The 25,858-nt window shown below is 71.2% G+C and carries 26 protein-coding genes and 1 tRNA gene; 19 read left to right on the plus strand and 8 right to left on the minus strand.

The genetic code is table 11. From position 1 onward, the window contains the following. Positions 1-53 precede the first annotated feature (53 nt). The 8 genes from IF09_RS0119780 to IF09_RS0119815 all read left to right on the plus strand — a co-directional run bounded on the left by IF09_RS0119780 (position 54) and on the right by IF09_RS0119815 (position 7,019). Positions 54-839: an SGNH/GDSL hydrolase family protein gene (locus tag IF09_RS0119780; protein ID WP_030297484.1), complete on the plus strand. Its 786-nt coding sequence runs from the start codon at positions 54-56 to the stop codon at positions 837-839. A 202-nt stretch (positions 840-1,041) separates the two neighbouring features. Further along, entirely contained in the window at positions 1,042-2,283 is a 1,242-nt protein-coding gene (locus tag IF09_RS0119785) for an MBL fold metallo-hydrolase (protein WP_030297485.1), read from the plus strand. Between the two features lie 252 nt (positions 2,284-2,535). Next, positions 2,536-4,443: a sensor histidine kinase gene (locus tag IF09_RS0119790; RefSeq protein ID WP_051832655.1), complete on the plus strand. Its 1,908-nt coding sequence runs from the start codon at positions 2,536-2,538 to the stop codon at positions 4,441-4,443. Between the two features lie 35 nt (positions 4,444-4,478). After that, positions 4,479-4,907, plus strand: coding sequence for a roadblock/LC7 domain-containing protein (locus tag IF09_RS0119795; protein ID WP_030297488.1), 429 nt, complete (start codon positions 4,479-4,481; stop codon positions 4,905-4,907). Between the two features lie 26 nt (positions 4,908-4,933). Then, the gene (locus tag IF09_RS0119800; RefSeq protein ID WP_030297490.1) at positions 4,934-5,323 is read left to right on the plus strand and encodes a DUF742 domain-containing protein; all 390 of its coding nucleotides are present in this window, start codon (positions 4,934-4,936) and stop codon (positions 5,321-5,323) included. Then, positions 5,301-5,945, plus strand: a complete 645-nt coding sequence (locus tag IF09_RS0119805) for a GTP-binding protein (RefSeq protein WP_051832657.1) — start codon at positions 5,301-5,303, stop codon at positions 5,943-5,945. Before IF09_RS0119800 ends, IF09_RS0119805 begins: the two co-directional genes overlap by 23 nt. After that, the gene (locus IF09_RS0119810) at positions 5,942-6,493 is read left to right on the plus strand and encodes a GAF domain-containing protein (protein WP_030297495.1); all 552 of its coding nucleotides are present in this window, start codon (positions 5,942-5,944) and stop codon (positions 6,491-6,493) included. The genes IF09_RS0119805 and IF09_RS0119810 overlap by 4 nt, the downstream gene beginning before the upstream one ends. Positions 6,494-6,587: 94 nt before the next feature. Then, complete coding sequence (locus tag IF09_RS0119815; protein ID WP_051832689.1) at positions 6,588-7,019, plus strand: MmcQ/YjbR family DNA-binding protein; 432 nt, start codon at positions 6,588-6,590, stop codon at positions 7,017-7,019. Here the strand turns inward: IF09_RS0119815 and IF09_RS0119820 are convergent. Continuing rightward, positions 7,000-7,902, minus strand: a complete 903-nt coding sequence (locus IF09_RS0119820; RefSeq protein WP_030297498.1) for a transketolase family protein — start codon at positions 7,900-7,902, stop codon at positions 7,000-7,002. The two genes, IF09_RS0119815 and IF09_RS0119820, sit on opposite strands and share 20 nt — an antisense overlap. 12 nt (positions 7,903-7,914) lie before the next feature. Beyond that, on the minus strand, positions 7,915-8,616 hold the full coding sequence (locus tag IF09_RS0119825) for a transketolase (RefSeq protein ID WP_030297500.1): 702 nt from the start codon (positions 8,614-8,616) through the stop codon (positions 7,915-7,917). Between the two features lie 146 nt (positions 8,617-8,762). Here IF09_RS0119825 and IF09_RS0119830 point away from each other — a divergent pair. Next, positions 8,763-8,839, plus strand: a tRNA-Pro gene (locus IF09_RS0119830). On the opposite strand, the gene IF09_RS41835 is transcribed toward IF09_RS0119830, so the two are convergent. Further along, complete coding sequence (locus tag IF09_RS41835) at positions 8,818-9,429, minus strand: site-specific integrase (protein WP_234321073.1); 612 nt, start codon at positions 9,427-9,429, stop codon at positions 8,818-8,820. The two genes, IF09_RS0119830 and IF09_RS41835, sit on opposite strands and share 22 nt — an antisense overlap. A 392-nt stretch (positions 9,430-9,821) precedes the next feature. Between IF09_RS41835 and IF09_RS0119840 the strand changes: the two genes are divergently transcribed. Then, positions 9,822-10,127, plus strand: a complete 306-nt coding sequence (locus tag IF09_RS0119840; protein ID WP_030297505.1) for an ArsR/SmtB family transcription factor — start codon at positions 9,822-9,824, stop codon at positions 10,125-10,127. Between the two features lie 520 nt (positions 10,128-10,647). On the opposite strand, the gene IF09_RS0119845 is transcribed toward IF09_RS0119840, so the two are convergent. Continuing rightward, positions 10,648-11,913 carry a hypothetical protein gene (locus IF09_RS0119845; protein WP_030297507.1) on the minus strand — a complete coding sequence of 422 codons (1,266 nt, stop codon included), beginning with the start codon at positions 11,911-11,913 and terminating at the stop codon, positions 10,648-10,650. 210 nt (positions 11,914-12,123) lie between these two features. Beyond that, positions 12,124-13,032 carry a LysR family transcriptional regulator gene (locus IF09_RS0119850; protein WP_051832660.1) on the minus strand — a complete coding sequence of 303 codons (909 nt, stop codon included), beginning with the start codon at positions 13,030-13,032 and terminating at the stop codon, positions 12,124-12,126. A gap of 271 nt (positions 13,033-13,303) precedes the next feature. Between IF09_RS0119850 and IF09_RS0119855 the strand changes: the two genes are divergently transcribed. The 5 genes from IF09_RS0119855 to aspA all read left to right on the plus strand — a co-directional run bounded on the left by IF09_RS0119855 (position 13,304) and on the right by aspA (position 18,869). Further along, positions 13,304-14,098 (plus strand): gamma-glutamyl-gamma-aminobutyrate hydrolase family protein, encoded by a 795-nt coding sequence (locus IF09_RS0119855; RefSeq protein ID WP_030297511.1) that lies wholly within the window; start codon positions 13,304-13,306, stop codon positions 14,096-14,098. Between the two features lie 31 nt (positions 14,099-14,129). Continuing rightward, on the plus strand, positions 14,130-14,861 hold the full coding sequence (locus tag IF09_RS0119860; RefSeq protein WP_078613352.1) for a FadR/GntR family transcriptional regulator: 732 nt from the start codon (positions 14,130-14,132) through the stop codon (positions 14,859-14,861). After that, on the plus strand, positions 14,858-16,297 hold the full coding sequence (locus IF09_RS0119865) for an amino acid permease (RefSeq protein WP_030297515.1): 1,440 nt from the start codon (positions 14,858-14,860) through the stop codon (positions 16,295-16,297). Before IF09_RS0119860 ends, IF09_RS0119865 begins: the two co-directional genes overlap by 4 nt. 89 nt (positions 16,298-16,386) lie before the next feature. Beyond that, a complete protein-coding gene (locus IF09_RS0119870; RefSeq protein ID WP_030297517.1) occupies positions 16,387-17,403 on the plus strand; it encodes an asparaginase in 1,017 nt (338 codons plus the stop codon). A 56-nt stretch (positions 17,404-17,459) separates the two neighbouring features. Beyond that, complete coding sequence (gene aspA, locus IF09_RS0119875) at positions 17,460-18,869, plus strand: aspartate ammonia-lyase (RefSeq protein ID WP_030297518.1); 1,410 nt, start codon at positions 17,460-17,462, stop codon at positions 18,867-18,869. Between the two features lie 18 nt (positions 18,870-18,887). Here aspA and IF09_RS0119880 read toward each other — a convergent pair whose 3' ends face one another. From IF09_RS0119880 to IF09_RS0119890, 3 genes are all read right to left on the minus strand, one after another. Beyond that, positions 18,888-19,340, minus strand: a complete 453-nt coding sequence (locus tag IF09_RS0119880; RefSeq protein ID WP_078613360.1) for a transposase — start codon at positions 19,338-19,340, stop codon at positions 18,888-18,890. Beyond that, positions 19,319-19,723: a helix-turn-helix transcriptional regulator gene (locus IF09_RS43130; protein ID WP_078613353.1), complete on the minus strand. Its 405-nt coding sequence runs from the start codon at positions 19,721-19,723 to the stop codon at positions 19,319-19,321. The genes IF09_RS0119880 and IF09_RS43130 overlap by 22 nt, the downstream gene beginning before the upstream one ends. A 162-nt stretch (positions 19,724-19,885) precedes the next feature. After that, positions 19,886-21,232, minus strand: a complete 1,347-nt coding sequence (locus IF09_RS0119890) for a hypothetical protein (protein WP_030297524.1) — start codon at positions 21,230-21,232, stop codon at positions 19,886-19,888. Positions 21,233-21,412: 180 nt separating this feature from the next. Between IF09_RS0119890 and IF09_RS0119895 the strand changes: the two genes are divergently transcribed. From IF09_RS0119895 to IF09_RS0119910, 4 genes are all read left to right on the plus strand, one after another. Next, positions 21,413-22,432, plus strand: coding sequence for a LacI family DNA-binding transcriptional regulator (locus IF09_RS0119895; RefSeq protein ID WP_030297526.1), 1,020 nt, complete (start codon positions 21,413-21,415; stop codon positions 22,430-22,432). Between the two features lie 82 nt (positions 22,433-22,514). After that, on the plus strand, positions 22,515-23,858 hold the full coding sequence (locus IF09_RS0119900; protein ID WP_030297528.1) for a sugar ABC transporter substrate-binding protein: 1,344 nt from the start codon (positions 22,515-22,517) through the stop codon (positions 23,856-23,858). Between the two features lie 61 nt (positions 23,859-23,919). After that, the gene (locus IF09_RS0119905) at positions 23,920-24,936 is read left to right on the plus strand and encodes a carbohydrate ABC transporter permease (RefSeq protein WP_030297531.1); all 1,017 of its coding nucleotides are present in this window, start codon (positions 23,920-23,922) and stop codon (positions 24,934-24,936) included. 3 nt (positions 24,937-24,939) lie between these two features. Next, complete coding sequence (locus IF09_RS0119910) at positions 24,940-25,782, plus strand: carbohydrate ABC transporter permease (RefSeq protein WP_030297533.1); 843 nt, start codon at positions 24,940-24,942, stop codon at positions 25,780-25,782. Positions 25,783-25,858 lie beyond the last annotated feature (76 nt).

Genomic DNA, 25,858 nt, shown 5'->3' on the forward strand with positions numbered 1-25,858 from the left:
AACCCCTTCCTACGATGGCGTAGGTCACGTCCTGGGGTGAAGGATGTGTTCTCGTGGCAGCGACGAAGACGACACTCAAGACCATCGGCTCGTACGCGGCGATCGGGGACAGCTTCACCGAGGGTGTGGGGGACCCGGGGCCCGGCGAGACCTTTCTCGGCTGGGCGGACCGGCTGGCCGTACTCCTGGCCGATCAGCGCGAGGAACACGAATTCCGGTACGCGAACCTGGCCGTGCGGGGGCGCCTCCTCGACCAGATCGTGGCCGAACAGGTCCCCAGGGCCAAGGAGCTCGCACCGGACCTGGTGAGCTTCTGCGCCGGCGGCAACGACATCATCCGGCCCGGCAGTGACCCCGACGACGTGGCGGAGCGGTTCGAGGCGGCCGTCGCCGACCTCACGGGAGCCGTCGGCCACGTCATGATCACCACCGGCTTCGACACCCGCGGCGTGCCGGTCCTCAAGCACCTGCGGGGCAAGGTGGCCACGTACAGCGCCCATGTGCGCGCCATCGCCGACCGCTACGACTGTCCGGTGCTCGACCTCTGGTCGCTGAAGTCCGTACAGGACCGGCGCGCTTGGGACGACGACAGGCTGCACCTCTCGCCCGAGGGGCACACCCGGGTCGCGCTGCGCGCCGCCCAGGTGCTGGGGCTCGAGGTGCCGGCCGACCCCGACCAGCCGTGGCCGCCGCAACAGCCGCGCGGCTCCGTGGACGTGACCCGGGACAACATCCAGTGGGCGCGGGAACATCTGGTGCCGTGGATCGGGCGGCGGCTGCGCGGGGAGTCCTCCGGGGACCACGTGGAGGCGAAGCGTCCGGACCTGCTGCCGCTCTAGGCCGGTGCGGGAGGGGCGGAGCAGCGGAAAAGGGGGAGCGGCGGAGCAAGGGAGCGGGAGGGGGCAGGAGGACGGGGTAGGAGGAGGGGGACGCGCGGCGGAATCCTTCGGGGCCGGTGCGCGTTGGCATGGTGATACACCGGAAACCAGTACGGCCCCTCGGGCCGTCCGCCCCATCCGCCCCACCCTCCCAGGAGGCGCTTTGACCGGCTCCCGTCCCCTGCGTCCACGGCTGCGCGCCCTGCGGCCCGAAGCCTTCGGCGCGGATGCGTCCGGCGCACGCCTGGAGCGGATCCACCGCTCGCCGAACTTCGCCGACGGTGCCTTCCAGAACCCGGTCGGGGCCCGGACCAGGCCCTCCGGCTCCATGCTGGAGTTCGCCAAGATCTACTTCCACAAGGAGCAGCGGATCCGGCGGAACCCCGGAGCTCCCGTCCCGGTCTACCCGACGACCCTCGCCGAGCTGGCGAAGCCGCCGGCCAGCGGGCTGCGCCTAACCTGGATGGGGCACTCCGGCGTACTCGCGGAGATCGACGGGCGCCGCGTGCTGTTCGACCCGGTCTGGGGTGAGCGGTGCTCTCCCTTCCCGTTCGCCGGGCCCAAGCGGCTGCATCCCGTACCCGTACCGCTGGCTTCGCTGGGGCCGGTCGACGTCGTGGTGATCTCGCACGACCACTACGACCACCTCGACCTGCCGACCATCAAGGAGCTGGCCGGTTCGGACACCGTCTTCGCCGTCCCGCTCGGCGTCGGCGCCCACCTGGAGCGCTGGGGGGTGTCACCGGACCGGCTGCGCGAGCTCGACTGGAACGAGAGCACGAAGGTCGCGGGGCTCTCGCTGACGGCCACCCCGGCCCGGCACTTCTGCGGGCGCGGCCTGCGCAACCAGCAGACCACCCTGTGGGCCTCGTGGGTCGTCGCGGGCGACGAGCACCGGATCTTCCACAGCGGCGACACCGGCTACTTCCCCGGGTTCGGGGAGATCGGCGCCGAGCACGGCCCCTTCGACGCCACGATGATCCAGATCGGGGCCTATTCGGAGTACTGGCCCGACATCCACATGACCCCCGAGGAGGGCATGCGCGCCCACCTCGACCTCCAGGGCGGGATCCCGCACGGCACGATGCTGCCGATCCACTGGGGCACATTCAACCTGGCCCCGCATCCGTGGGACGAGCCCGGCGAGGGCACCGTGGCCGCGGCCGAGGCCATGGGGGCGGCGATCGCGCTGCCGATCCCGGGCCAGCCGTTCGAGCCGGGCGCGGCCGATGTACCCGCCGAACCGTGGTGGCGGCCCTTCGTCCTCGGCGCATCGCCGGCCGGGCCGGTCGACGGTCCTGCGGCCGTGCCCCGGCTCGAGGCGGGGGGAGCGACAGCGACAGCCGCCCGGGTGACATCGGCGGCGGTCGACGGCCAGGAGGAGCCGGAGTCCGTCGGCTCGTAACGAACGAGATCGAGCGGGGGCACCAGCCGTCCCGGAGGACCGAGGGTGGTGCGTCGCAGGCGGTGGTCGGGAACGTGCGCCCCCGGCGGATTCGGGCTGTCGTACGAGCGCTCCACCGGGAGCGGGAAGCAGCCCGGTCAAGTTCCCCAACTGGCTGTCAGGGGCGGGATCGTGCGGTCTAGCGTGGGTATCCGGTGATCAACACCGGGCCCCGGAACCCCGCGGGGCCCGGGCCCCACGTAGAGGACGCCGATGTCCGGACTCCGCGCCGCCCGCCACGCCCCGTCGAGACACGCCGTCACCGGTCCCGGCCGGCAGATACGGCCTCAGCTGGTCCGTGCCGCCCTGCTGCCGACGCTCGCCGCAGCGCTCAGCGGAGCCGCTGCGGTGATCTTCACGCTGCAGCTCGGCGGGGGTGCGGGGGAGCGGGACGCCCGGCTGTGGCCGGTCCTGGCCGGCTGCGCCCTGCTCGTCGTCGGCGCGCTGGCCGCCGCCCTGCTCGGGGCCCAGCGCTCCGCCAAGGCCGTCCGGGACCGCTGTGAGGCCCTGCGTCGCTCCAGCGTGCGCGGCCGCCAGGAGCTGCGGACCGCCGCCGAGCGGCTGGAGCGGGGCGAGCCGCCGGTCCGCCAGGTCCGCGGCGGCCCGACGGGACCGCCGCCCGGCATCGACCCGGCCCGGGTGGACGAGTTCTGGCTGCTCTCCCAGGAGCTGAGGGGCGCCCGCGAACAGGCGCACACGACCCTCGTACGGCTGGCCGGCCCGGCCGCGCCGTCCGACAGCGACCGCAAGGTCGAGGTCTTCGTCAACCTCGCGCGCCGGCTCCAGTCCCTCGTGCACAGGGAAATCTCGCTGCTCGACGAGCTCGAGGACACGGTCGAGGACCCCGACCTCCTCAGGGAGCTCTTCCACGTCGACCACCTCGCCACACGGATCCGCCGCCACGCGGAGAACCTGGCCGTGCTCGGCGGCGCCGCCTCCCGGCGCCAGTGGACCCGGCCCATCGACCTGAGCGAGGTGCTGCGCTCCTCCGTCGCGGAGGTCGAGCAGTACACGCGGGTCAAGGTGGTGCCCCCGGCGGGCGGCACCGTACGCGGCCACGCCGTCGCCGACGTCGTGCACCTGCTGGCCGAACTCGTCGAGAACGCCACCGTGTTCTCCGCCCCCGACACCGACGTGGTGGTGCGCGCCGAGCGGGTCACCGCGGGCATCGCCGTCGAGGTGGAAGACCGCGGGCTGGGCATGCCGGCCGCGGAGCAGCACCGGATGAACGCGCTGCTTGCCGACCCCGACCAGATCAGCGTCCGGCACCTGCTGTCCGACGGGCGGATCGGCCTGTTCGTGGTCTCGGCGCTGGCCCGCCGGCACGGGATCGCCGTCGAGCTCAAGTCCAACATCTACGGCGGCGTGCTCGCCGTGCTCGTGCTGCCCCAGGAACTGCTGGGGGCGGAGGCGCCCAGCGCCGCCGACGCGCTCGGCGGCTCCCGGGCCACCTCGTGGGGGACCGGGGAAGGGGGCGGCATGCCCCCGCTGGAGCCCGTACGGGTGGCCGTGCCACCGCCGAAGCCGGAGCGGCAGGCGCCCCCGGAACCGGGGCACGAGCCCGAGCCGGCACGGCAGCCGCGACGCGAGCCGGTCCCGCGACGGGAGCCGCACCCGCAGCTCCGGCGGGTGCCCGAGCCGGCGGCCGCGCGGCCCCCGCAGGCCGCACCGACGTGGGCGGCTCCCCCCGCGCCGCGCCCGGACACGCGTACGCGGCCCGGGGCGGTGCGGCAGGAGACGGAGCGCTGGGAGCCGGGGGAGACGCCGGCCGCCGAGACGACCCTCGACCTGGGCCTGGACCTGGGTCTGGGTCTGGCGCCGCCGGCACCGGTCCAGGCACCCGTCCCGGCCCCGGCCCCCACCACCCCCGTGGCCCCGTCGCCCGTGCCCGTGCCCATGCCCGTGCCCGTGCCCATGACGGTGTCCGTACCGGCCGCCCGGACGGACCCGGACCGGCCGCCCCTGCCCCGCCGCCGGGCCCAGCACCACCTGGCCCCGCAGTTGCGGGACGCCCCCGCCCCGCGGCGGGCCGACGCACCCGAACAACCCGTGCACGACCCGGGTCTGATGGCCGCCTTCCAACGGGGCTTCGGCCTCGCCCAGTCGGAGAACCAGCCATGACCCCGACCTCCCACCTCGGCAAGGAGCGCACCACCATGGGCGGCGAAGCGGCGACGAAGACCAGTCGGCTCACGGATCTCGACTGGCTGCTCAGCGGCCTGGTCCAGCGGGTCCCGTACACGCGCAGCGCGGTGCTCCTCACCGCGGACGGCCTCGTCGCCTGCGTCCACGGCCTCGACAACGACAGCGCCGACCACCTGGCGGCACTGGCGTCCGGGCTGTACTCGCTCGGGCGGAGCGCCGGATCCCGCTTCGGGAACGGCGCGGAGGTCCGGCAGGTCGTGGTCGAGCTCGACACCGCGCTCGTGTTCGTGTCGGCCGCCGGGGCCGGCACCTGCCTGGCGGTCCTGGCCGACCGGGAGGCCGACGCGGGCGTGCTCGGCTACGAGATGGCGATGCTGGTCAAGAGCGTCCGGCCGTACCTGGCGGCCCCGCCCCGGCGGCACGCCGGCGACCCGGAGTGACGCGCGCCGCCCGCGCCGCGTACGGCATGGGGGCCCCGCGCGACACGCCCTGGCTCGACGACTCGGCGGGCCGGGTGATGCGCCCGTACACGGCCAGCGGCGGACGGACCCGCTCCGCCGTCGCACTCGACCTGCTGTCCCTGGTGACCGCGACGGGGGTGCGCCCGCGCGGCCCCCTCGGCACGGAGCACACCCTGGCGCTGCGCCTGTGCGCGGGCTCCGCGGCCGTCACCGTCGCCGAGGTGGCCGGACAGCTGCGGCTGCCGGCGGTGGTGGTGAAGGTGCTGTTGTCCGATCTGATGGAACACGGGGCCGTCACGGCGCAGGCGCCGCGGTTCCCGGGCGGCGGGTACCTCGCCGCCGACGACCAGAACCTGCTCCGGGCGGTGCTCGATGGCCTACGCCGACGACTGTGACACCCGTCCCGCGCCCGTCCTGCCCGCGACGCTGAAGATCCTGGTCGCGGGCGGGTTCGGGGCGGGCAAGACGACCTTCGTGGGCGCGGTGAGCGAGATCGAACCGCTGTCCACGGAGGAACTGCTCAGCGGGCTGAGCGAGGGTCCCGACCCGCTCGACGGGATCGAGGCGAAGACGACGACGACCGTCGCGCTCGACTTCGGCCGGATCACCCTGGACGAGCGGCACGTGCTGTACCTCTTCGGTACGCCGGGGCAGCAGCGCTTCTGGTTCCTGTGGGAGGAGCTGTGCGCGGGCGCGCTCGGGGCGGTGGTGCTCGCGGACACCCGCCGGCTCGCCGACTGTTTCGCGGCCGTGGACTTCTTCGAGCGGCGCGGCATCGGGTTCATCGTCGCCGTCAACGAGTTCGACGAGGGCCACCGCTACACCGCCGACGAGGTTCGCGAGGCGGTGGGGCTCGGGTCCGAGGTGCCCGTCGTACGGTGCGACGCGCGGCTGCCGAGCTCCGGGACGGGGACCCTGGCCGCGCTGGTCCACCACCTGCTCTTCACGGCGGCGACCGACAGGCCGGCCAAGTCAGCGATTTCAGCGAATTCTTGGGATGGGGGGAACCCGCGATGACGTACTACGAGTCGACCGGACACCTGCTGCTCACGCCGGTGGACCGGGAGGCGCCCGCACGCACCGTCCGGCTGCGCGAACTGGGCCTGGGGGAACGGTCGGACACGGAGCTCGACGCCTTCGCCCGGCAGATCGCCGATGTACTGGAGGCCCCGTACGCGGGGGTCAACTTCATCGGGGAGGAACGGCAGTTCTTCGCCGGTCTGCACCACGCTCCGGACGCCCCGGCGAGCGGGTACCCGGCGCGGGTGCTGCCCCGGGACCACGGGTACTGCCCGCACGTGGTGGTGCGGCGCCGGGCGCTGGCCCTGGAGGACGTACGGGACTTCGCGCGCTTCGCGGGCAACGCGGTCGTGGACGAGAGCGGGGTGCGCTCCTACCTGGGGGCGCCGCTGACGGACCGGCAGGGGATCGTCCTGGGCACGGTGTGCGCCGTGGACCTGGAGCCGCGCAGGTGGGGGACGGCGGGTCTGGCGACCGCCAAGTCGCTGGCGGCCGAGCTGCTGGAGACCATCCACGCACGCGAGGACGGCCTGCGGGCGGGTTAGGGATCCTGCGGCCCGGGGGCGGCCGTCAGTGGCGGGCGCTACGGTCGACGGCATCGGCATCGGCATCGGCATCGGCATCGGCATCGGCATCGGCATGAGGCCGGACCGGTGGCCGGAGAGGAGTCCAGGGATGGCCGTGACCGCCGAGGACGTCCGTACGACCGCGCTGTCGCTCCCCGACAGCAGCGAGAAGCTCGCCTGGGGCATGCCCACCTTCCGGGTGGGCGGCAAGATGTTCGCCGCCCTCGGCGAGGACGACACCTCGATCGGGGTGAAGTGCCCGAAGGAGGACCGCGCGGAGCTGATCGCCGCCGAGCCGGAGAAGTTCTTCCTCCGGGAGGGCCACGACGACGACTACGCCTGGCTCCGCGTCCGTCTGGCGGCGGTGGAGGGCGCCGCCGAGCTGCGCGCGATCCTGGTCGACTCCTGGCTCCAGGCGGCCCCCCGACGCCTGGCCGCGGCCCACCCGGAACTGGCGGGGGACTGGCGCGGGACTGCCGGGGGCCTCACCGGAGGAAGGCGCTGATCCGCTCGCGGAGGGAGTGCGGATCCAGGCCGTGCGCGGCGGTGTGCTCCTCGAGCGTGCCGTAGCGGCGGAGCTCGGCACGGCCGACGCCGAGGCCGAGGACCCGGTGCGGGACGTCCGAGAGGGCCTGGGCCGCAGCTGCGGTGGAGGTGCCCGCCAGGTACGGCTCGACGAGGACGACGTCGGTCGTGGCGCGGCCGACGGCCTCGCGCAGGGCCGCGTCGTCGAAGGGCCGCACGGTGGTGGCGTACAGCACGGTCACGTCCAGGCCCGCCGTCGCGGCGAGGACGTTGTCCAGCAGCGGGCCGACCGCGACGACGACACCGGCCTCGGCACTGCCCTCCCGTACGGTCCGCAGCCGCAGGCCGTCCACCGGGCGCGGGGCGGCGTTCGACTGCTGGGAGAGCCGGACGTACACCTTGTCGTCCCCGGCGGCGTACGCGTGGCGCAGCAACGCCTCGGTCTCGTCCGGGTGCCCCGGCACGTGGACGGTCCAGCCGTCGAGGGTGTCCATCAGGGCCACGTCACCCGGCGCCATGTGGGTGAACCCGCCGGCCGGCCAGTCGTAGCTTGCGCTCGCGCTGACCAGGACCCCACCGGTGCCCTGGTGCCCGAAGTCCAGCTTGATCTGCTCGAACGGCCGCTCCACCAGGAAGCTGGCGAAGGTGTGCATGATCGGCCGCAGCCCGGTGAGGGCAAGCCCGCCGCCCACTCCGACGAGCAGCTGCTCCCTGATCCCGACGTTGATCACCCGCTCCGGGTGGCGATGCCGGTCGGGCCGGAACCCGTCCATGGTGATCTCGGCGAGCACGAGCGCCAGCCGAGGATCCTCGTCGAGCGCGCGCGAAGTGACGGAGACGAACCGCTCCCGCATGGTGTCCACGAATGGCCCCTTCTACTGCTTCTTCTCGACCCGGGCGATGACGGCGTGCGGCCGGCCCGGATGCGGTGTGGTGAAGGCGGCGTGCAGCGCCGCGTGGTCCCGGCCGTCGACGGTCACCGCGGACCAGCCGGCGGCCTCGAAGCGGGAGGCGATCCCGCCGTGCCAGCCGTGGGTCGCGGAGTCGTTGTCGATCACCACGGTGTGCAGCCGCTCCAGCCCGGCCGCGCCGGCGTACGCGAGGGCCTCGTGGTTGCTGCCCTTGTCGAGCTCGGCGTCCCCGATCAGCACCCACACCGCCGGCTCGTCCAGCCCCTGCGCCTGCAGCCCGAGCGTGCTGCCGACGGCGAGCGGCAGCCCGTGCCCGAGCGAGCCGCTGCCGATCTCCACTCCGGGGATCAGGGTGCGGTCCGGGTGGTGCCCGAGGGGGGACTCGTACGAACCGAAGCCGCTCAGCCAGTCCACCGGGAAGAACCCCTTGGCGGCGAGTACGGCGTAGTACGCCATCGGCCCGTGGCCCTTGGAGAGCAGGAACCGGTCCCGCCAGGGCTTCTCGGCGCTCGCCGGCCCCACGCGGAGCACCCGGTCGTAGAGCACCCAGAGCACGTCGAGGGTGGAGGTGGCGGCGGGCCCGTGCTTCTCGGCCCCGGTCATGAGCGCCATGAGCCGGCTCAGATCCTCGTAGCGGAACCCCGTGTCCGCGGTTGCCTGTGTCATGCATCGATCGTGCAACCTCAAGTCAGGTTGAGGTCAAGCGCCCCCTCGGCACGACCGGGCCCCGGTAAACCTGCGCGACCACCCCGCGAAGTGCGGTATTGTTCTCCTGCGCGTTCAACCCGGGGAAACCCCAGGTCAGCGGGCATCGGGACGTGGCGCAGCTTGGTAGCGCACTTGACTGGGGGTCAAGGGGTCGCAGGTTCAAATCCTGTCGTCCCGACCATGCTTTACGCAGGTCGGAGGCCGTTCTCTCACATATGAGAGGACGGCCTTTTCCGCGGGCGGGGCGGGGGAGCGGAGCCGGTGGAGGGCTTCGTGGAGGCGCTGGATGTGGTCGCGTGGTGGTCGCAGCCACGCCGGCCGGTCTGCACGCGTGCTGCTCTTCTCGGCTCCGGTGAGCGTGTGGTCGATGGTGTCGACGGCTTCGCGGGCGGCTTGTTGGGTGAGGTGGCTGTAGATGTTCGCGGTGGTCGACAGGGTGGAGTGCCGCAGCGTCTTGGAGACCACGGTGAGCGGGACGCCTGCGGTGATGGTGATGGTGGCGGCCAGGTGCCGCAGGTCGTGAACGGTCACCCGCGGTACACCAGCCTCTTTGGAGAGTTGCCGGAGCCGGTCGAGGACGGTGTGGGGTCGCAGGGGTCGGCCGTCGGGTCTGCAGAAGACGAGTCCGGTGAACGGATCGCCTGGATCGCTGCGGGAGTGGGTTGTTGACTGGGCCCGGTGTTGGAGGGCGGTGGCGACGCGGGGTGAGACGGCGACCCAGCCGAGGCTCGAGCGGGTCTTGGGCGTGGTGATGACGAGGTGGTCCGACACCTCCAGTCTCGTGCGACCGCATGCGACCACCACGATCCATGCGCCCCCTGTGACCTGTGCTTTCCCCCTGTTTTGCGCCAAGGGCAGCGCCTTGACTTACCTCCGCAGACGCCCAGGAGATTCTTCGTCTGCTGGCGGTACAGACGCCGCACCAGGCTGACCAGCCATAATGGCGGACGCTGGGCCAAGTTCCCGCCTCCTGGCCCGCGAATGGTCCGGATCTTGGGGGCGATACGAGCAGCGCCAGCGTGGTCAGCAGCACGCCGTACGGGCACGTGCCGCGCATGGGTGACGACGTACTCGGGCGGCCCCACAGGAGAAGTGGCTGGCTGCCGAATCGGCCGGCGGCGGGCACGACGGGAATCGGGATCTCGAAGCGGACCGTCCCGTAGGTGCTGACAATCGCCTCCGACATCGAGGTGCTGGCGCGGTTCGGCCGCGCCCTCGCCGACCCGATCCGCTGCCGCATCCTGCTCGCCCTGTGCCAGGCTCCGGCCCATTCCGTCGAGCTGGCCGACGCGCTGGGCATCTCCCGGACCCGGCTGTCGAACCACCTGGCCTGCCTGCGCGACTGCGGTCTTGTCGTCACGGTCCCGGTCGGCCGCCGCACCCGCTACGAACTCGCCGACGAGCGCCTCGGCCACGCCCTGGACGACTTGCGCACTGCCGTGGTCGCCGTCGAGGCCGACCGTGCGTGAGTGGACGCCGAGGAGAAGGGTTGCTGTTGAGATGGCTGCGGAGATATCCATCGGCCCGGCCCCGGCCCGCCGTGACGCCCTCGCGAAGCGGATACGGCTGCTGGTCGCTTTCCCTTGTTAGCGCTCGATGAGCGGCTTGGAACCGCCGGGCTGGGTGCCGGGGAGCGTGCGCCCACTGCACCCGCGTCGCTGCCCTGCACAAGGGTTCACGATGTCCGGTCGTAGGCACCGGCTGAGGATGGCGGCTTCGGATCGCAGCGGCCGGAGTCCGGAGCTCGGGGCGCGGCAGGCCAGGTGCGTTTGGTCCCGAGGCCGTCGACGAGCACCGTCTCCGGTCGTCTCGCCGGTACAGCGGCCAGGTCCGGCTCCACCTACCCCGCGCAGCGGTACTCGCAGCGGGCCGGCGGCACCGGCTCAAGGCCTCGGGCCGTCGCCTCGGTCTACGGACGGCCGTGGCGTTCGACGGGCTGCCCGGGCGGTGAGGCTGCGGAGCGGGTGCCCTGTCTTCGCCGCACATGCTTCAGGTTGCGGGTGTGGCCGTCGTCTGTTCGTCGGTCAGGCGGGCGCGCCAGTCGCTGACGTAGTCGTCGGGCATGGACGCCAGGCGGGCGATTTCCCCGTCGCTGCGGCCATCGGACCAGGCCAGGATCCGTGTCACGGTGCGGTTCCGTGCCGCGCGGAAGTCCTTGAGCATGTTCTCGAGGCGTTCGACTTCCTCGGCTTCGCGGACGAGCTGCTGGTCGACGGCGGAGCGTTCCTCGGCGCGCAACCGGCGCAGATGGGCGTCCAGGCCCGTCAGGACCAGACCCTCCTCGTGCGCGGAGTTCTGGAACCCTTCGGCCAAGGCCGCCAGCACGCAGTCGGGGACGTCGGCGAGGGTGGCCCCGGGGGGCTTGGCCGCCTCCCAGGTGCCCCGACCCGCCTCTGTCGTCTCCAGCCAGACGCGGGCGTCTGTCGGAACACGGTCGCCGCACGCCTGCGCGCGGTAGGCGTACAGGGCGGCACGGTGGCCGTAGAAGGTGAAACCGTCCTCGATCTGCCGGTCGGCGGCGCGGCACATCCGCCCCGGTACACCGCCGTAGCCGCTCTCGGGACTGTAGTCGGCGTAGGCATCGAGTTCCGCGTCCGTGGCCAGGCCCCAGGAGGGATCGCACAGACCGGGGTTCATGGCGAGGAACGCGCCGACCTCGACACGCCAGGCAGGGATCGGTGTCGTGCGCAGCCTGGGCCAGCGGAGATCGCCGGAGGGATCGAAGGTGTGGGTCGCGGCCTGCTCGATGTCGTCCCAGGCGGTGGCGGCCTCGGCCGACCACTCCAGTTCGTCGCCCGGTCCGATGCGGTGGATGGAGTCCACGAGCCGCTGCACGGCGGGGAGTATGCGCAGGGCGAGCGCGTGCAGTTCTTCAGCGGTGAAGAAGCGCCAGGAGCAGCCGCGCTGTTCGTCATGGGTCAGGTGGCCGAGCAGCTGCACCATGGTTCCGGAGGCCGGGACGGCCCCGTCGCCGAGTGCCCTGCGGGGGAGGCCGGGGAGCTGGCTGCCGAGGTCTTCGGACGGGGCCCGCCAGTCGATGTCGCCGAACCATACGGCGCCATCGCGTGCGTCCACTGCCAGCCACTGGTGGTAGCCCGCACCCGGGCCGTAGCGCTGCTCCTGCTGCTCGGCGTGCTCGTCGTGCCATACGTACTCGCCCGGAGGCGGGTCCAGCTCCACGGCCATGAAGCCGTCCTCGGGGCGGTAGCCGGTGAGGACGCGGGCCGTTCGCGGCGCACTGTCGGCGGCGGTCATGAGGGGTTTCCTCTCGCTGGAACGTCAACCGCCGCAAACGTAGGGCGCCCGTCACGCAATAGTTTAACTTTCAGCCACCGCGTCCGGTAGTCGGACAAGCCGGGAGACCTGGCGTCATCACCCGGTCTACGCGCGTGCGGCCGCCGTCAACTTGGCGCATTTCACGGGGGTTCACGCTCCGTTCACCTCCGGTGGCCGCCCGCCGCAGCCTCATGCGAGCGCGGCCAGCGCTTGCGCGGCGAGCATCCGCTCCAGGTCCAGGACGGCGCGCGGGGCGTGCCGGGTGTCGATGCGGACGGCGTAGATGAAGCGCGTCAACTGCGGCTCGGCCAGGGGGCGGGCCACGACCTGGGTGTTGGCGCGGGGCAGGGCGAGTTGCGGCATGACGGCCACGCACAGGCCTGCGGCCACGAAGCCGAGCACGGTGTTGAAGTCGTCCCCCTCGTATTGCAGGCGGGCCTGGAAGCCAGGCGTCTTGGCCATCTGGGAAAGCAGTTCCAGGCGCAGTGCGGCCTCCGGAGCCGCGATCCAGGTCTCGGACGCGAGGCTGGCCAGGTCGATGACTTCCCTGTCGGCCAGGCGGTGGTGTGCCGGGACCACGGCCACCACCGGATCCCGTGCGACCAGCGTCCGGCGCAGCATCCGGGGCGGCGGGACGGGGATGAAGTCGTAGTCGTAGCTGAGGGCCAGGTCCATGTCCCCCCGCTTGAGCCGGTTGTAGCAGGCCTCGGGTTCCAGTTGGCTGAGGCTGACCTGCACGTGGGGGTAGGCCGCGTGGAGTTGGGCCAGCGCTTGCGGAACGATGCTGGTGGCGGCCGAGGCGAAGGCGCCGAGGCGGATCCGTCCGGCCGTACCCGCGCGCATGGCATCGAGTTCCACCGATGCCGTCGCCAACGCGTTGCGGACGCCCTGCTCGGCGTCGAGAAGGACTTCGCCGACCGGTGTGGCGCGCACGGGCCGGCGCTCCAGCACTCTCAGGCCCGCGCGGCGTTCGAGTTCGGCGATCTGCTGGGAGACCGCGGGCGCGCTGTAGCCGAGCTCGCGTGCGGCGGCGTTGAAGGAGCCGTGCCGCACGACGGCTTCGAGGGTGGCGAGCAGGCGGGGGTCGAGTCCGTGCACGGAGTTAAGGCTCACTTATCTGTCGCGAAGATGTGTTTTCTTGTGATTGCGGATGAACGCCAGCAGGATTCTGCTCGCGGCAAGAAAAACGCAAGCCCGCGTTGCCGGGGCGTGACCGCCCCTCCACCTTGTCGCCGGGGCGCCCTCCGCCAGTGCCCCGTCCGCCCCGTCCGCCTTTTCTGCCGCAGCCCGCCGTGGCCGGGGACGTCCGGCGGGGCGGGTGTGCACCCGGCCGTCGACGATCACCCCTCACGCCCTGAAAGGAAGTGGTATGCCCCAGCCACCCCTCATCGGACTCACCACCTACCTGGCCGACGCCCGGTGGGGCGAGTGGGACCTGCCCGCCGCAGTGCTGCCTGCGGCCTACGCCGGCTGTCTCCAGGCCGCGGGCGGCCGGGCCGTCCTGCTGCCGCCGGACGCCCCGTCGGCAGCGGCCGATGTGGTCGCACGTCTGGACGCGATCGTCCTGACGGGAGGCGAGGACGTGGATCCCGCCCTGTACGGCGCCCGGCCCCACCCCCGCACGGGGCCGCCGGTCCGCGAGCGCGACCGGTGGGAGCAGGCTGTACTGGCCGCCGGTCTCGCCCGCGACATACCCGTGCTCGGAGTGTGCCGGGGTATGCAGCTGATGAACGTACACGCCGGAGGCACCCTCATCCAGCACCTGCCCGACAGGGTGGGCCATGACGGCCACAACCCCTACCGGGGCCACTTCTGTGCCCACACCGTCACCACCGCGCCGGGGACCCGGATCGGCGCCCTCCTGCCGGGGACCCGCGAGGTCGCCACGCACCATCATCAGGCCGTGGATCGCCTTGGCTCCGGGTTCATCGTGGCAGCCCGTGCGGCGGACGGCACCGTCGAGGCGATCGAGAGCACCCGGCACCGCTTCGCCGTGGGCGTCCAGTGGCATCCGGAGATGGGTGTCGACACGCCGGTGGTGCACGCCCTGGTGGATGCCGCCGGTTTCGCCGCAGACACCGATCGGGCGGCTTCGGTGGCAGGACGGAAAGTGCGCACGGTACGAAACTCGCCGGGCCGGACTTTCCCGACACAGGTGTCTTGACACCCTCCGGCACACCCATCAGGATCACACCGTGAACCTGTCAGACAGCCAGACAGGTGGCCAGGCCCCGCGGCGCGTCAGCGCGATGGAAGCGGTCTTCGGCCACCTGCGCAGCGCCATCGAGCGCGGTGAGTACGTCGTGGGCGACAAGCTCCCCTCCGAAGCCGAGTTGTGCCGGACCCTGGAGGTCAGCCGGCCCGTGCTGCGGGAGGCGCTCCGAGCCCTCCAAGCCATCGGCCTGACCGCCTCCAAGAGCGGCAAGGGCACGTTCGTCCTGGCGAACACGGTCGAGGACCCCACCTTCGGCGACTACGTCGCCAGCGACCTGCTGGAGGTGCGCCGGCACGTCGAGATCCCGGTCGCCGGGTACGCCGCGCTGCGCCGCACCCCGGAGGACCTGGACCATCTGGGCCATCTGCTCGACCGGATGGAGCAGGAGACCGACACCACCGCGTGGGTGGCGATGGACACCGTCTTCCACCTGGCGGTGGCCGAGGCATCCCGCAACCCCGTCTTCCGCCGCGTCATCGAGGAGATCCGCGACGCACTGGCGCGTCAGTCGACCTTCCTCAACGAACTGGGCGGCCGGCGCGAGCAGTCCAACTGCGAGCACCGGGCGATCCTCGAGGCGTTGGCCGACGGCAGCGAGCACGACGCGGTGGAGGCCATGTCCCACCACCTCCTGCGGGTCGAGACGACCCTCACAGAAATCGTGCGCCCCCAGCGCGCGGCCACCTCCACGGAAGGCAGACCCGAGGCGTGAGCGAGCAGTTCCTCAAAGACGAGAAGCGCCCCACGACCCGTCACGTGGACGCCGGGGACACCGGCTACAGCAAGTCCTTGACACCCCGGCACGTCAACATGATCGCCATCGGGGGTGCGATCGGCACCGGGCTCTTCCTCGGCGCGGGCGGACGCCTCGCCGACGCCGGCCCCTCACTGTTCGTCGCCTACGCCGTCTGCGGGATCTTCGCGTTCCTCGTCGTGCGCGCGCTCGGCGAGCTCGTCATGTACCGGCCGTCCTCCGGCGCCTTCGTCTCGTACGCCCGGGAGTTCCTCGGGGAGAAGGGCGCGTACACCGCGGGCTGGATGTACTTCCTCAACTGGGCGACCACCGGCATCGCCGACATCACCGCCGTCGCCACCTATACCCATTACTGGCGCCTGTTCTCCGACGTCCCGCAGTGGGTGATCGCGCTCATAGCCCTGGCCGTGGTCCTCACCGTGAACCTCATCTCGGTGCGGATCTTCGGCGAACTGGAGTTCTGGTTCGCCATCGTCAAGGTCGGCGCGCTGGTCGTCTTCATGGCCATCGGGATCTTCTTCCTCGTGACCCGGCACCCCATCGACGACGCCGTGCCCGGTCCGTCCCTGATCACCGACAACGGCGGGATCTTCCCCAACGGCCTGCTGCCCATGCTGCTGATCATCCAGGGCGTCGTCTTCGCCTACGCCTCCGTCGAGCTGGTCGGAGTCGCGGCCGGCGAGACCGAGAATCCCGAGGAGATCATGCCGAAGGCGATCAACTCGATCATGTGGCGCGTCGGCCTCTTCTACGTCGGCTCGGTCGTCCTGCTGTCGATGCTGATGCCGTGGAACAGCTACAGCGCCGGCCAGAGCCCGTTCGTGACCGTGCTCTCCCACATCGGCATCCCGGCGGCCGGCGACGTGATGAACCTGGTCGTTCTCACCGCGGCCATGTCCTCGCTCAACTCCGGCCTCTACTCCACCGGCCGCATCCTGCGCTCGATGGCCGTCAACGGCTCCGCCCCGAGCTTCACCGCCCGGCTGAGCCGCACCCAGGTGCCCTACGGCGGCATCCTGCTCACCAGCGGCATGTGCGTCCTCGGCGTCGGGCTCAACTTCGTCGTTCCGGCGGACGCGTTCGAGATCGTGCTCAACCTGGCCGCCATCGGCATCCTCGCCACCTGGGGCATGATCATGCTCTGCCACCTCCTCTTCTGGCGGAAGACCCGTGACGGCGAACTCACCCGCCCCTCCTACCGCCTGCCCGGCTCCCCGTGGACCGAACTCGTGACACTGGCCTTCCTCGCCTCCGTCCTGGTCCTCATGTACGCCGACGGAGGAGCGGCGCGCACCACCGTACTGTGCGTGCCGCTGATCGCCGCGGCGCTGGTCGCCGGCTGGTACGCGGTCCGCGGCCGCGTGGCGCACGCCGCCGCGAAGAGCGAGGGCTGAGCCGGGCGGCGGGCGCGGCCCGTCCCCCCGGGCCGGGCCTGCCGCCGGCCACCCCGGCCAGCAGCAACCCACCACCAAACGAGGCAGTGATGCGCAGCAGTCTCCTCGCGGACGCGCCCGCGATGCGCGAGCCCCAGCATGCACCCGTCGCCCACGTCACCCGGGGCGGCGTGATCGAGGGAGTCCACTACGGATCCGTCGTCGTCCTCGACGGTGAGGGCGAAGTCCGGTTGAGTATCGGCGACATCGAAGCCGCGTGCTACCCGCGCTCAGCCCTCAAGCCGGTCCAGGCCCTCGCCATGGTGCGGGCCGGGCTGCCGCTCGACGGCGCCCTGCTCTCCCTCTCGATGGGCAGCCACTCCGGCGAGGAGCACCACCTCGCAGGTACCCGGCTGATCCTCGAACTGGCCGGCCTCACCGAGGACGACCTGCGCAACGTCCCCGACGTGCCGTACGCCCCGGCGGTCCGGGATGCCTGGGTGCGCGAGGGCCGCGGGCCTTCCCGGCTCGCCCAGAACTGCTCCGGCAAGCACGCGGCGATGCTGTACCTGTGCAAGCTGGCCGGCTGGCCCCTGGAGAGCTACCTCGACCCGGGCCACCCGCTTCAGAGGGCGATCGCCGAGGTCGTCGAGGAACTCACCGGCCAGCACATCGCGCACGTCACCGTCGACGGCTGCGGAGCCCCGCTGTTCGCAGTGTCCCTGCACGGCCTGGCCCGCGCCGCCGCCCGCATCGCCACGGCCGGTCCGGACACCGCCGGGCGCCGGGTGGCGGACGCGCTGCGCGTCCACCCGGAGATGGCCTCCGGCACAGGGCGAGACACGGCCCGGCTGATGCGCGCGGTGCCCGGGCTGCTGGCCAAGGACGGCTTCGAGGGCGTCCAGGTGGCCGCGCTGCCCGACGGCCGGGCCGTCGCAGTGAAGATCGCCGACGGGGCGGACCGGGCGCGCATCCCGGTGACAGCCGCAGCCCTCGCCCGGGCGGGAGTCGAGCCGCGGCTGCTCGCCGGGTTCGAGGGCGAGCCGATGACCGGCGGCGGCCGGCCCGTCGGCGGCATCCAGCCGGTGGCGGCGCTGAACCCGCCCAGCATCCCCGCCACCGCCTGACTCCAACCCCTTTCACCACCTTGACCCACCCACCTCAGGAAGAGGGCCGCACACCCATGACCGCCGCCACCCGCAGCGAACACGACCTGCTCGGAGACCGCGACGTCCCCGCCGACGCCTACTGGGGCGTCCACACCCTGCGCGCCACCGAGAATTTCCCCATCACCGGGACGCCCATCTCCGCCTACCCGCACCTGATCGACGCCCTCGCCGCCGTCAAGGAGGCCGCCGCCCTCGCCAACGAGGGACTCGGCCTGCTGGAGCCCGCGAAGGCCGCCGCGATCGTCGCCGCCTGCCAGGAGATACGCGGCGGCAAGCTGCACGACCAGTTCGTCGTCGATGTCATCCAGGGCGGCGCCGGCACCTCGACCAACATGAACGCCAACGAGGTCATCGCCAACCGGGCGCTGGAGCTGCTGGGCCACGCCAGGGGCGAGTACCGGCACCTGCACCCCAACGAGGACGTCAACCTCGGCCAGTCCACCAACGACGTCTACCCGACCGCCGTGCGGATCGCGACCGTCTTGGCGGTGCGCGGCCTGCTCGGCGCCATGGCCGTCCTCCAGGACGCGTTCGCCCGCAAGGCCGTCGAGTTCCGCGACGTTCTGAAGATGGGCCGCACCCAGTTGCAGGACGCCGTGCCGATGACGCTCGGGCAGGAGTTCTCCGCCTTCGCCGTCATGGTCGACGAGGACCGCAGCCGGCTCGCTGAGGCCGTCGAGCTGATCCTGGAGATCAACCTCGGCGCGACCGCGATCGGCACGGGTCTCAACGCCCCCGCCGGATATGCCGAATCGGCTCGCCGCCACCTTGCCGACATCACCGGGTTGCCCCTGGTCACCGCGGCAAACCTGGTCGAAGCCACCCAGGACTGCGGCGCGTTCGTCCAGATGTCCGGTGTACTCAAGCGCATCGCCGTCAAACTGTCCAAGACCTGCAACGACCTGCGTCTGCTGTCCTCCGGGCCGCGCGCGGGCTTCGGCGAGATCAACCTGCCGCCGGTACAGGCGGGTTCGAGCATCATGCCCGGCAAGGTCAACCCGGTGATCCCGGAGGTCGTCAACCAAGTCGCGTTCGAGGTGATCGGCAACGACGTCGCCATCACCATGGCCGCCGAGGCGGGTCAGCTCCAGCTCAATGCCTTCGAGCCGGTCATCCTGCACTCGCTGTCGGAGTCCATAACCCACCTGCGCGCGGCCTGCCTCACCCTCGCCGAGCGCTGCGTGGCCGGCATCACCGCCAACACCGAGGTGCTGCGCGCCACCGTCGAGAACTCCATCGGCCTGGTGACCGCCCTGAACCCGCACATCGGATACACCGCCGCCACCGACATCGCCAAAGAGGCCCTTGCCACCGGCCGGGGCGTGGCCGAGCTCGTCCTGGAGCGAGGTCTGCTGCCGGCCGAGCGGCTCACCGCCCTGCTGCGGCCCGAGGTGATCGCGGGAACCGGCGCGGCTATGGCCTGACACGGGTCCGCTGTCGGCTTACCGGCCGCGTGCGACTCCGGCGCTGCTCCTCACTCCGGCCGTGGCCAGCCGTGGTGCGGAGGGTGGGGTGGCGGCGGCGGGATGGTGGCCGTTCCCGCTCCACGGCGATGCGCTGGGCGCGGCCGCCTGCGGGTGCGCGGACTCGTCCGAGCGGACGGCGACGACGTAGTCCAGCCCGCGTTCCGCCAGGCCGTGGCGGAACGCGGTGATCTGGCCGTAGCCGGCGTCGGCGACGATCACCACCGGCTCCAGGCCCCAGGCGACCGCCTCGTCAATGAGGTCCAGGGCCAGGCGCCATTTCTCCCGGTGCCCGACCTCTTCGGGTAGGCCGGCTTTTATGCGGCGTTCAGTGTCGTCCTGCCACTCGGCGGGCACAAGCAGGCGCCAGTCGCCGTGGGACCACGCCGAGGTGCTGGGGGCGGTGTCGTCTAGGCGGAGCTGAACCCGCAGCGCCTGGCGATCGAGGCCAGCGGCAGTGCCGTGGAGACGAGGAGTTGTGCGGCCGCCTCGGCTCGGGCGGTCCGTACGAACTGGGCAGGTGTCTGTCCGAGCTGGTCGAGGAACAGCCGGGCCAGGTGGCGCGCGCTGACTCCCGCGTGCGCGGCGAGCTCGGTGGCGCCGAGGTCGTCGCCGAGGTCGTCGCCGAGGACCGTGACCACACCGCTCGTACCAACGTCTCTGCCTGACTGGGCATGGGAGCGCGCAGATGTCCGCCAAGCCCTCCGCACCCGCGATATCGGCACCGTGTTCCGCCACGGCCAGCAGTACAGCAGGGCCAGCCAGGCGCGCATCGCGGCTGCCGTCGGCATGACGCAGGCCCGCGTCAACGCCATGGACAGCAAGGTGTCCCTCTGGAAGATCTTGGCACTCCCGCCCGGTGGAGCGCTCGATCTGACTCGCCAGTTCCTGGCGGGCGGTCGATGTCCTCGCACACCCGATTGAGCCTTTCCGGGGCCGTGCCGGGTGACGATCAGACGGGCGTGGGCTGTCGCCCGTCAGGGTGTTGTGGAGCCTGGCCAGATGGCCGAGGCGTCGTCCCGGTGCGGGTCGGGCAGCCGGATCGGGCGGACAGGGATGGTGCGTTCGCGGCCATCGGTGGCGGCCGTCCACGGGGCGGGGTGCCCGGAGTAGCACAGGGTGGTCAGGACGAAGAGGCCGTCGGCGTAGACCTCGACGTACTCGCCAATGGTGAGGATGCGCAGCGTGGCGGCGGGTTCGGTCAGGACGGTCTCGCCGAGCCGGGTCCCCTCGGGGCCGGTGACCCAGAGGTTCTTGCCGTCGCAGCCGACAACGAGGGCGGGCCTGCCGTCCGGGGAATCGGTGCGGAGAATAACGTCGACGGGCCCGGTGAGGCCGATGTCGCCGACTGCGTGCGGGGCGGGGTGCTCCGTTTCCTCGCCGAGCCAGACGTCCAGGCCGGGCCACCATTCCAGGCGGGGCGGCGAACCGTCCAACATGACAAGGGACTTGGGCTGGGCGAGCATCCCGCGGCAGGTCTCGCCGGAGTCAGTGAGGCCGACCCGGCGAGGCGTAGTGTGCAGCACGACGCGGGAGCCATCGGGCGCGACGATGACGCGCGGGGCGTAGGCGCCGGCCGGGCCGAGGGGACCGCGGCGGGTCCAGGGCCCGCGCAGGCTGGGGGCGGTCCACGACTCGAAGCCGCGGGTCGCGCCGATGGAGCCGAGCAGCAGCCAGCTTCCGTCGTCGAGGCGTTCCAGGACCGGGCACTCCAGTTCATCGACGTCACCGGGGGAGATGAGCGGCGGATGGACGGTCCAGTGCTCCAGGTCCGCCGAGGTGGCCAGGGCGACACAGCCGCTGACCTCCACCGGGAGGGAGGCGTCGCTGGCGCAGACGACCATGACCCAGCCGTCCGACGCGTCATCGCGTACGACGAACGGGTCACGCCAGGCCATCTTCTCGCTGGTGCGGTACCAGCGCGGGTCCGCCTCGACGACCGGCCTGGTGCCATGGCGGCGCCAACCGGTGCCGTCCGTGCGGTCCGAGTACGCCAGTCCGACCGACTGGACCGGCCAGCCGCCCGGTGTGAGACCGAAGACGCCGGTGTAGAACATCGTCATTGCGTCGCCGTGCCGGATGGGGTGCATGGTCCACACGGCCTGCTGGTCGAAGCGGCCGGGCAGGCCGTTGCCGAAGGCGGTGCCCTGGGGCTGCCAGTGGACCAGGTCGGTGGAGGTTGCCCGGCCGTAGGAGGTCTCCATCCGCAGATGATCGAACTCCGTTGTCCAGGGCCCCTGCAGGTGCAGCACCGCGTATGTGCCGTCCTCGTCCCGCAGGAGGGCGAAGTCGTTCACGCAGAGGCCGGGCGGGGCGTATCGCATGCACATTCCTGTCGGCTCACAGCGCCCAAACGTATGCGCTGATGCTTGATAACAAAAAGGTCTCTCAAGGATCAGTCCAAGTAAATCCGAACGCAAACGCTTGCGCAACAACGAGGGCGGGTTTACGGTCACGTCACCTGCAGATCACATCGACGTGAAACCAACGGGAGGGAATGCGCCGTGACGGCCAGCATCACCGATGTCGCCCGCGCCGCCGGAGTCTCGACATCCACCGTGTCCCGCGCGCTGCGCGGACGGCCGGGCGTGTCCGAGGAGGTGCGGACGCAGATCGCGGCCCTCGCCGCCCAGCTCGGCTACACCGCCTCGCGTTCCGCGTCGAGCCTGGCCAGCGGGCGCACCTTCACCATCGGGGTCGTGGTCCCGTACGTGGGCCGCTGGTTCTTCGGCACCGTGGTGGATGCCGCCGAGCAGGTCTTCAGCGCCGCCGGGTACGACGTGCTGCTGTACAACCTGGGATCGCCGGAGACACGCAAGCGTTTCTTCACCAAGCTGCCGGTCCGCAAGCGGGTGGACGCCGTGCTGTCGCTCCTCATCCCTGACGAGGAGGAGTCGGCTGCACTGCGTTCACTCGGGGTGCCGCTGGCCACCACGGTCGGCGGAGCCCGGCTCGGCTTCACCGTCGTCGGCATCGACGACCGGGCCGGAACGGAGAGCGCCGTACGCCACCTGGTGAACCTCGGTCACCGACGGATCGGGATGATCAGCGGGTCCAGTGGGCCGCTGCACTGGACCACCCCCGTCGAAAGGCGCAGCGCCTACCTGGACGTCCTGACCGATGCGGGGATTGAGCACGATGCGGCCCTGGAAGCGGACGGCGACTACACCGTCGAGGGCGGTGAGCGGGCCATGACCGAGCTGCTGGCTGTCTCCCGCCCGCCGACTGCCGTGTTCGCGCAGTCGGATGAGATGGCGATGGGCGCACTGCGCGCCCTGCGCCGCCACCGGCTGAAGGTGCCGGACGACGTGTCCGTCGTCGGCTTCGACGACCACGAACTCGCCGACGTGGTCGGACTGACCACCGTCGCCCAGCCGGTTGCCGACCAGGGCGCCGAGGCCGCCCGGCTGCTGCTGCGGCAACTGGACGAACCCGACGCCGAGCCGCCGGGGCAGGTGCAGATGCCCATCCGTCTCGTCCTGCGCGAGACCACCGCCCCGCCGCGCCTGCGCGGCCCGAGGTAACCCCCCGAGCACCGCACCCCCACGCCCCGGAAAGCTCCCCCCCCGCACTTCGAACCCTCGCCGCAGCACGGAGGCACAAACCATGAGCTCGACCAACAGAAAGTACCGCCGTACCGTCCGTACGGGCCTGGCCCTCGCTCTCCCCGTGGTGGCGCTGGCCGCCTGCGGCTCGGGCGGCGGCACCGATGTCTCCGCCGAGGCCGGAAGCGGCAAGGGCACCATCAGCGTCTGGGCCCACCAGGGCCAGAAGAACGAGGCCAGTGCGCTGCAGAACGCGGTGAAGTCCTTCAACTCCTCGCAGGGTGACATCAAGGTCGACTTGAAGCTGATCCCCGAGGCCGACTACACCAAGACCATCACGGCCACCGACGCCTCCAAGCTGCCGGACGTGATGGAGTTCGACGGCCCGACGATGGCGAACTTCGTCTACAACAAGAAGCTCGCCCCCATCGACACGCACGTCTCCACCGAGACCATGGACAACGCCACCGACGCGAGCAAGGCGCAGGGCGAGGTCGGCGGCAAGCACTACGGCCTGGGCATGTTCGACTCCGGCCTGGGGATCTACGGCAACAAGAAGCTGCTCGACGCGGCCGGGGTGAAGTACCCGACCAGCCTGTCTAATGACTGGACGGCGACGGAGTTCACCGCCGCGCTGGGGGCGCTGAAGGCCATGGACACCGACGGCAAGACCCTCGACCTCCAGGAGACCGGCGGCTACGCCAACGAGTGGGGCACCTACGGTTTCGCCCCGGTCGTCTGGTCCGCGGGAGGTTCCCTCCTCAAGGACGGCAAGGCGGAAGGCGCCCTCGACACCCCGGCCGTGATCTCGGCCATGAAGACCTTCCAGTCCTGGAAGACGTATGTCGACCCCAACACCGACGGCAACGCCTTCGCCAAGGGCCGCGTCGCCCTGAGCTGGGTCGGCCACTGGATGTACCCCGCCTACAGCGAGGCCCTCGGCGACGACCTCGTCGTACTGCCGCTGCCCGACTTCGGGAACGGCCCCAAGACCGGCCAGGGCTCCTGGGCCTGGGGCATCGGCGCCGACAGCAAGAACGCCAAGGCCGCCGGCACGTTCCTGGACACCCTCCTGAACGACGCCAACATCACCGCCATGACGACGGCCAACGGGGCGGTGCCCGCCACCAAGACCGCGCTCGACAAGAGCGAGCTCTACAAGCAGGGCGGCCCGCTCCAGCTCTACGCCGACCAGCTCGCCAAGCCCTGCGGCGACAAGGACATCACCAAGTCCTGCGTCGCCGTCACCCGCCCGGTGACCGCCGGCTACCCCCTGGTCACCTCGAAGTTCAGCGAGGCCCTGAACTCCATCTACGGTGGCGCCGACCCCGAGAGCGCTCTGCAAAAGGCCGCCCGCGCCATCGACCAGGACTTCTCCGACAACGCCGGCTACAAGATCCCGTAGGACCCATCGGCCCGGGCGGCCGCGGCTGCCGCGCCCACCCCGCCAGGAACAGGACCCTCCCGTGACATCCGTGGAACCCGCGCACGCCGCGCCGCCCGGCCCGGAGCAGGCCTCATCCGTGACATCCGTGACATCCGTGACATCCGCGCGATCGACGCGATCAGCGCGGCCGGGCCGCAAGAACCGTGACTGGCTGCACGGACTACTCATGTCCGCCCCGGCCGTCGTCGGACTGATCGTCTTCGTCGGTGTGCCGTTCGGCTACGCCGTGGTGCTCTCCTTCTACAACGTCCGCCTCGGCTCCCCGCTGGAGCCCAGCTTCTTCGGCTTGGAGCAATACCGGAGGCTGTTCACCGACCCCGACCTGTCCGGCCCGTTCCTGCGGGCCCTGCTCAACAACCTGACCTTCGCCGTGTTCGTCGTACCCGTGCAGACGGCCCTGGCACTGGCCCTGGCGATCCTGCTCAACCGCAAGCTCAAGGCCATCGGATTGTTCCGGTCGCTCTTCTTCATGCCGGTCGTCTTCCCCATGGCGCTGGTCGCCGTGATCTGGCGGCTCATACTGGCCCGCAGTGACCAGGGCATGCTCAACTCCGCGCTGGACGCGGTGAGTTTCGGCAACTGGGGCGCCTTCGACTGGCTCGGCGACTCCGCCACCGCGATGGCCTCGATCGTCGTGCTGTCCATCTGGCAGGGCGTCGGCTTCCAGATGGTCATCCTGCTCGCCGGCCTCCAGCAGATCCCGGGTGAGCTCTACGAGGCCGCCGAACTCGACCGCGCCAGTCGTTGGCAGCAGTTCCGCCACGTCACCCTGCCCGGCATCCACTCCACCCTCGTCTTCGTTGCGATGCTCACCTCGGTGCTCTCCTTCCGGGTCTTCGACCAGGTGTACGTCCTCGTCCGCGGGGGCGGTCTGGACGAGGACGTCACCCGCACCGTGATGTACCAGGCCGTCACCACCGCCTTCGACCAGAACAACATCGGCCAGGCGTCCGCGATCACCGTCGTCTTCTTCCTGATCGTCGTCGTCCTGACCCTCATCCAGCGCCGCGTCATCCGGCCCGGAAACGAGGACTGACTCATGGGCACGACCCCTACGCCCCTGCGCCGCTTCATGGACTACGCCGTACTCAGCGTGCTGGCCTCCGTCTTCGCGCTACCGGTGATCTACCTGTTCCTGGGCAGCCTCAAGCCGTCCGACGAGATCCTGAACGGTCTCTCCGGCTTCCTCCCGACCGACCTGTCCTTCGACAACTACTCCGCCGTCCTGAGCAGCCTCAACTCCGACAGCACCGGCTATTTCTGGCGCTTCATGGGCATCTCGCTGCTGCTGGCGTTCGTGGTCGTGACGGGCGGCCTGTTCGTCAACTCGATGGCCGCGTACGGGCTGTCACGGCTGAAGTGGCGCGGACGCGAAGCCGTCTTCACGCTCATTCTGCTGCTGATGTTGGTCCCGTTCGAGTCGGTGGCCGTCCCGCTCTTCTACATGTTCAACGACCAGCGCAACACCCTCTACATCCTGGCGCTCCCCTTCATCGCCAACGCCTTCTCGGTCTATCAGTTCCACACGTTCTTCCGCTCGATCCCACCGAGCATCGAGGAAGCTGCCCGGATCGACGGCGCGGGCCCCTGGCGCACCTTCTTCGCGATCATCGTCCCGATGAGCAAGCCGGCGTTCGCCTCAGTGGCGATCCTGACCTTCCTTATCCAGTGGGGCTCGTTCCTGTGGCCGGTGCTGATGGTCTCCGACCCGTCGGTCCGCCCGCTGCCGCTGGAGATGAGCGTCTTCCAGGGCCAGCAGCCCCCGGACTGGGGCCAGATCCTCGCCTTCGGCGTCCTGCTGGTCCTACCGGTGCTGATCGTCTTCGCGTTCTTCCAGCGGTGGTTCGTCCAAGGCGTGGCCAGCTCTGCGGTCAAGGGCTGAGTCCGGCGCGTGTCCATCCGCAAGGTCAAGGACGAACGCTACGACCGAGCCCCCTGCACTGCGCTTTTACAGAGAG

Source organism: Streptomyces katrae (genome assembly GCF_000717655.1).
GTDB classification, from domain to species: domain Bacteria; phylum Actinomycetota; class Actinomycetes; order Streptomycetales; family Streptomycetaceae; genus Streptomyces; species Streptomyces katrae_B.

Excerpts from the sequence above, each read along its gene's own strand:
- IF09_RS0119845 (WP_030297507.1), bottom strand. The coding sequence starts at position 11,913 with ATGACCGCCGCCGACAGTGCGCCGCGAACGGCCCGCGTCCTCACCGGC.
- IF09_RS0119825 (WP_030297500.1), bottom strand. The coding sequence starts at position 8,616 with ATGACACAGGCAACCGCGGACACGGGGTTCCGCTACGAGGATCTGAGC.
- IF09_RS0119795 (WP_030297488.1), top strand. The coding sequence starts at position 4,479 with ATGGGCGGCGAAGCGGCGACGAAGACCAGTCGGCTCACGGATCTCGAC.
- IF09_RS0119805 (WP_051832657.1), top strand. The coding sequence starts at position 5,301 with ATGGCCTACGCCGACGACTGTGACACCCGTCCCGCGCCCGTCCTGCCC.
- IF09_RS0119855 (WP_030297511.1), top strand. The coding sequence starts at position 13,304 with ATGCCCCAGCCACCCCTCATCGGACTCACCACCTACCTGGCCGACGCC.
- IF09_RS0119815 (WP_051832689.1), top strand. The coding sequence starts at position 6,588 with ATGAGGCCGGACCGGTGGCCGGAGAGGAGTCCAGGGATGGCCGTGACC.
- IF09_RS0119810 (WP_030297495.1), top strand. The coding sequence starts at position 5,942 with ATGACGTACTACGAGTCGACCGGACACCTGCTGCTCACGCCGGTGGAC.
- IF09_RS0119790 (WP_051832655.1), top strand. The coding sequence starts at position 2,536 with ATGTCCGGACTCCGCGCCGCCCGCCACGCCCCGTCGAGACACGCCGTC.
- IF09_RS43130 (WP_078613353.1), bottom strand. The coding sequence starts at position 19,723 with ATGGCGTTGACGCGGGCCTGCGTCATGCCGACGGCAGCCGCGATGCGC.
- IF09_RS0119910 (WP_030297533.1), top strand. The coding sequence starts at position 24,940 with ATGGGCACGACCCCTACGCCCCTGCGCCGCTTCATGGACTACGCCGTA.
- IF09_RS0119870 (WP_030297517.1), top strand. The coding sequence starts at position 16,387 with ATGCGCAGCAGTCTCCTCGCGGACGCGCCCGCGATGCGCGAGCCCCAG.
- IF09_RS0119890 (WP_030297524.1), bottom strand. The coding sequence starts at position 21,232 with ATGCGATACGCCCCGCCCGGCCTCTGCGTGAACGACTTCGCCCTCCTG.
- aspA (WP_030297518.1), top strand. The coding sequence starts at position 17,460 with ATGACCGCCGCCACCCGCAGCGAACACGACCTGCTCGGAGACCGCGAC.
- IF09_RS0119900 (WP_030297528.1), top strand. The coding sequence starts at position 22,515 with ATGAGCTCGACCAACAGAAAGTACCGCCGTACCGTCCGTACGGGCCTG.
- IF09_RS0119800 (WP_030297490.1), top strand. The coding sequence starts at position 4,934 with ATGGGGGCCCCGCGCGACACGCCCTGGCTCGACGACTCGGCGGGCCGG.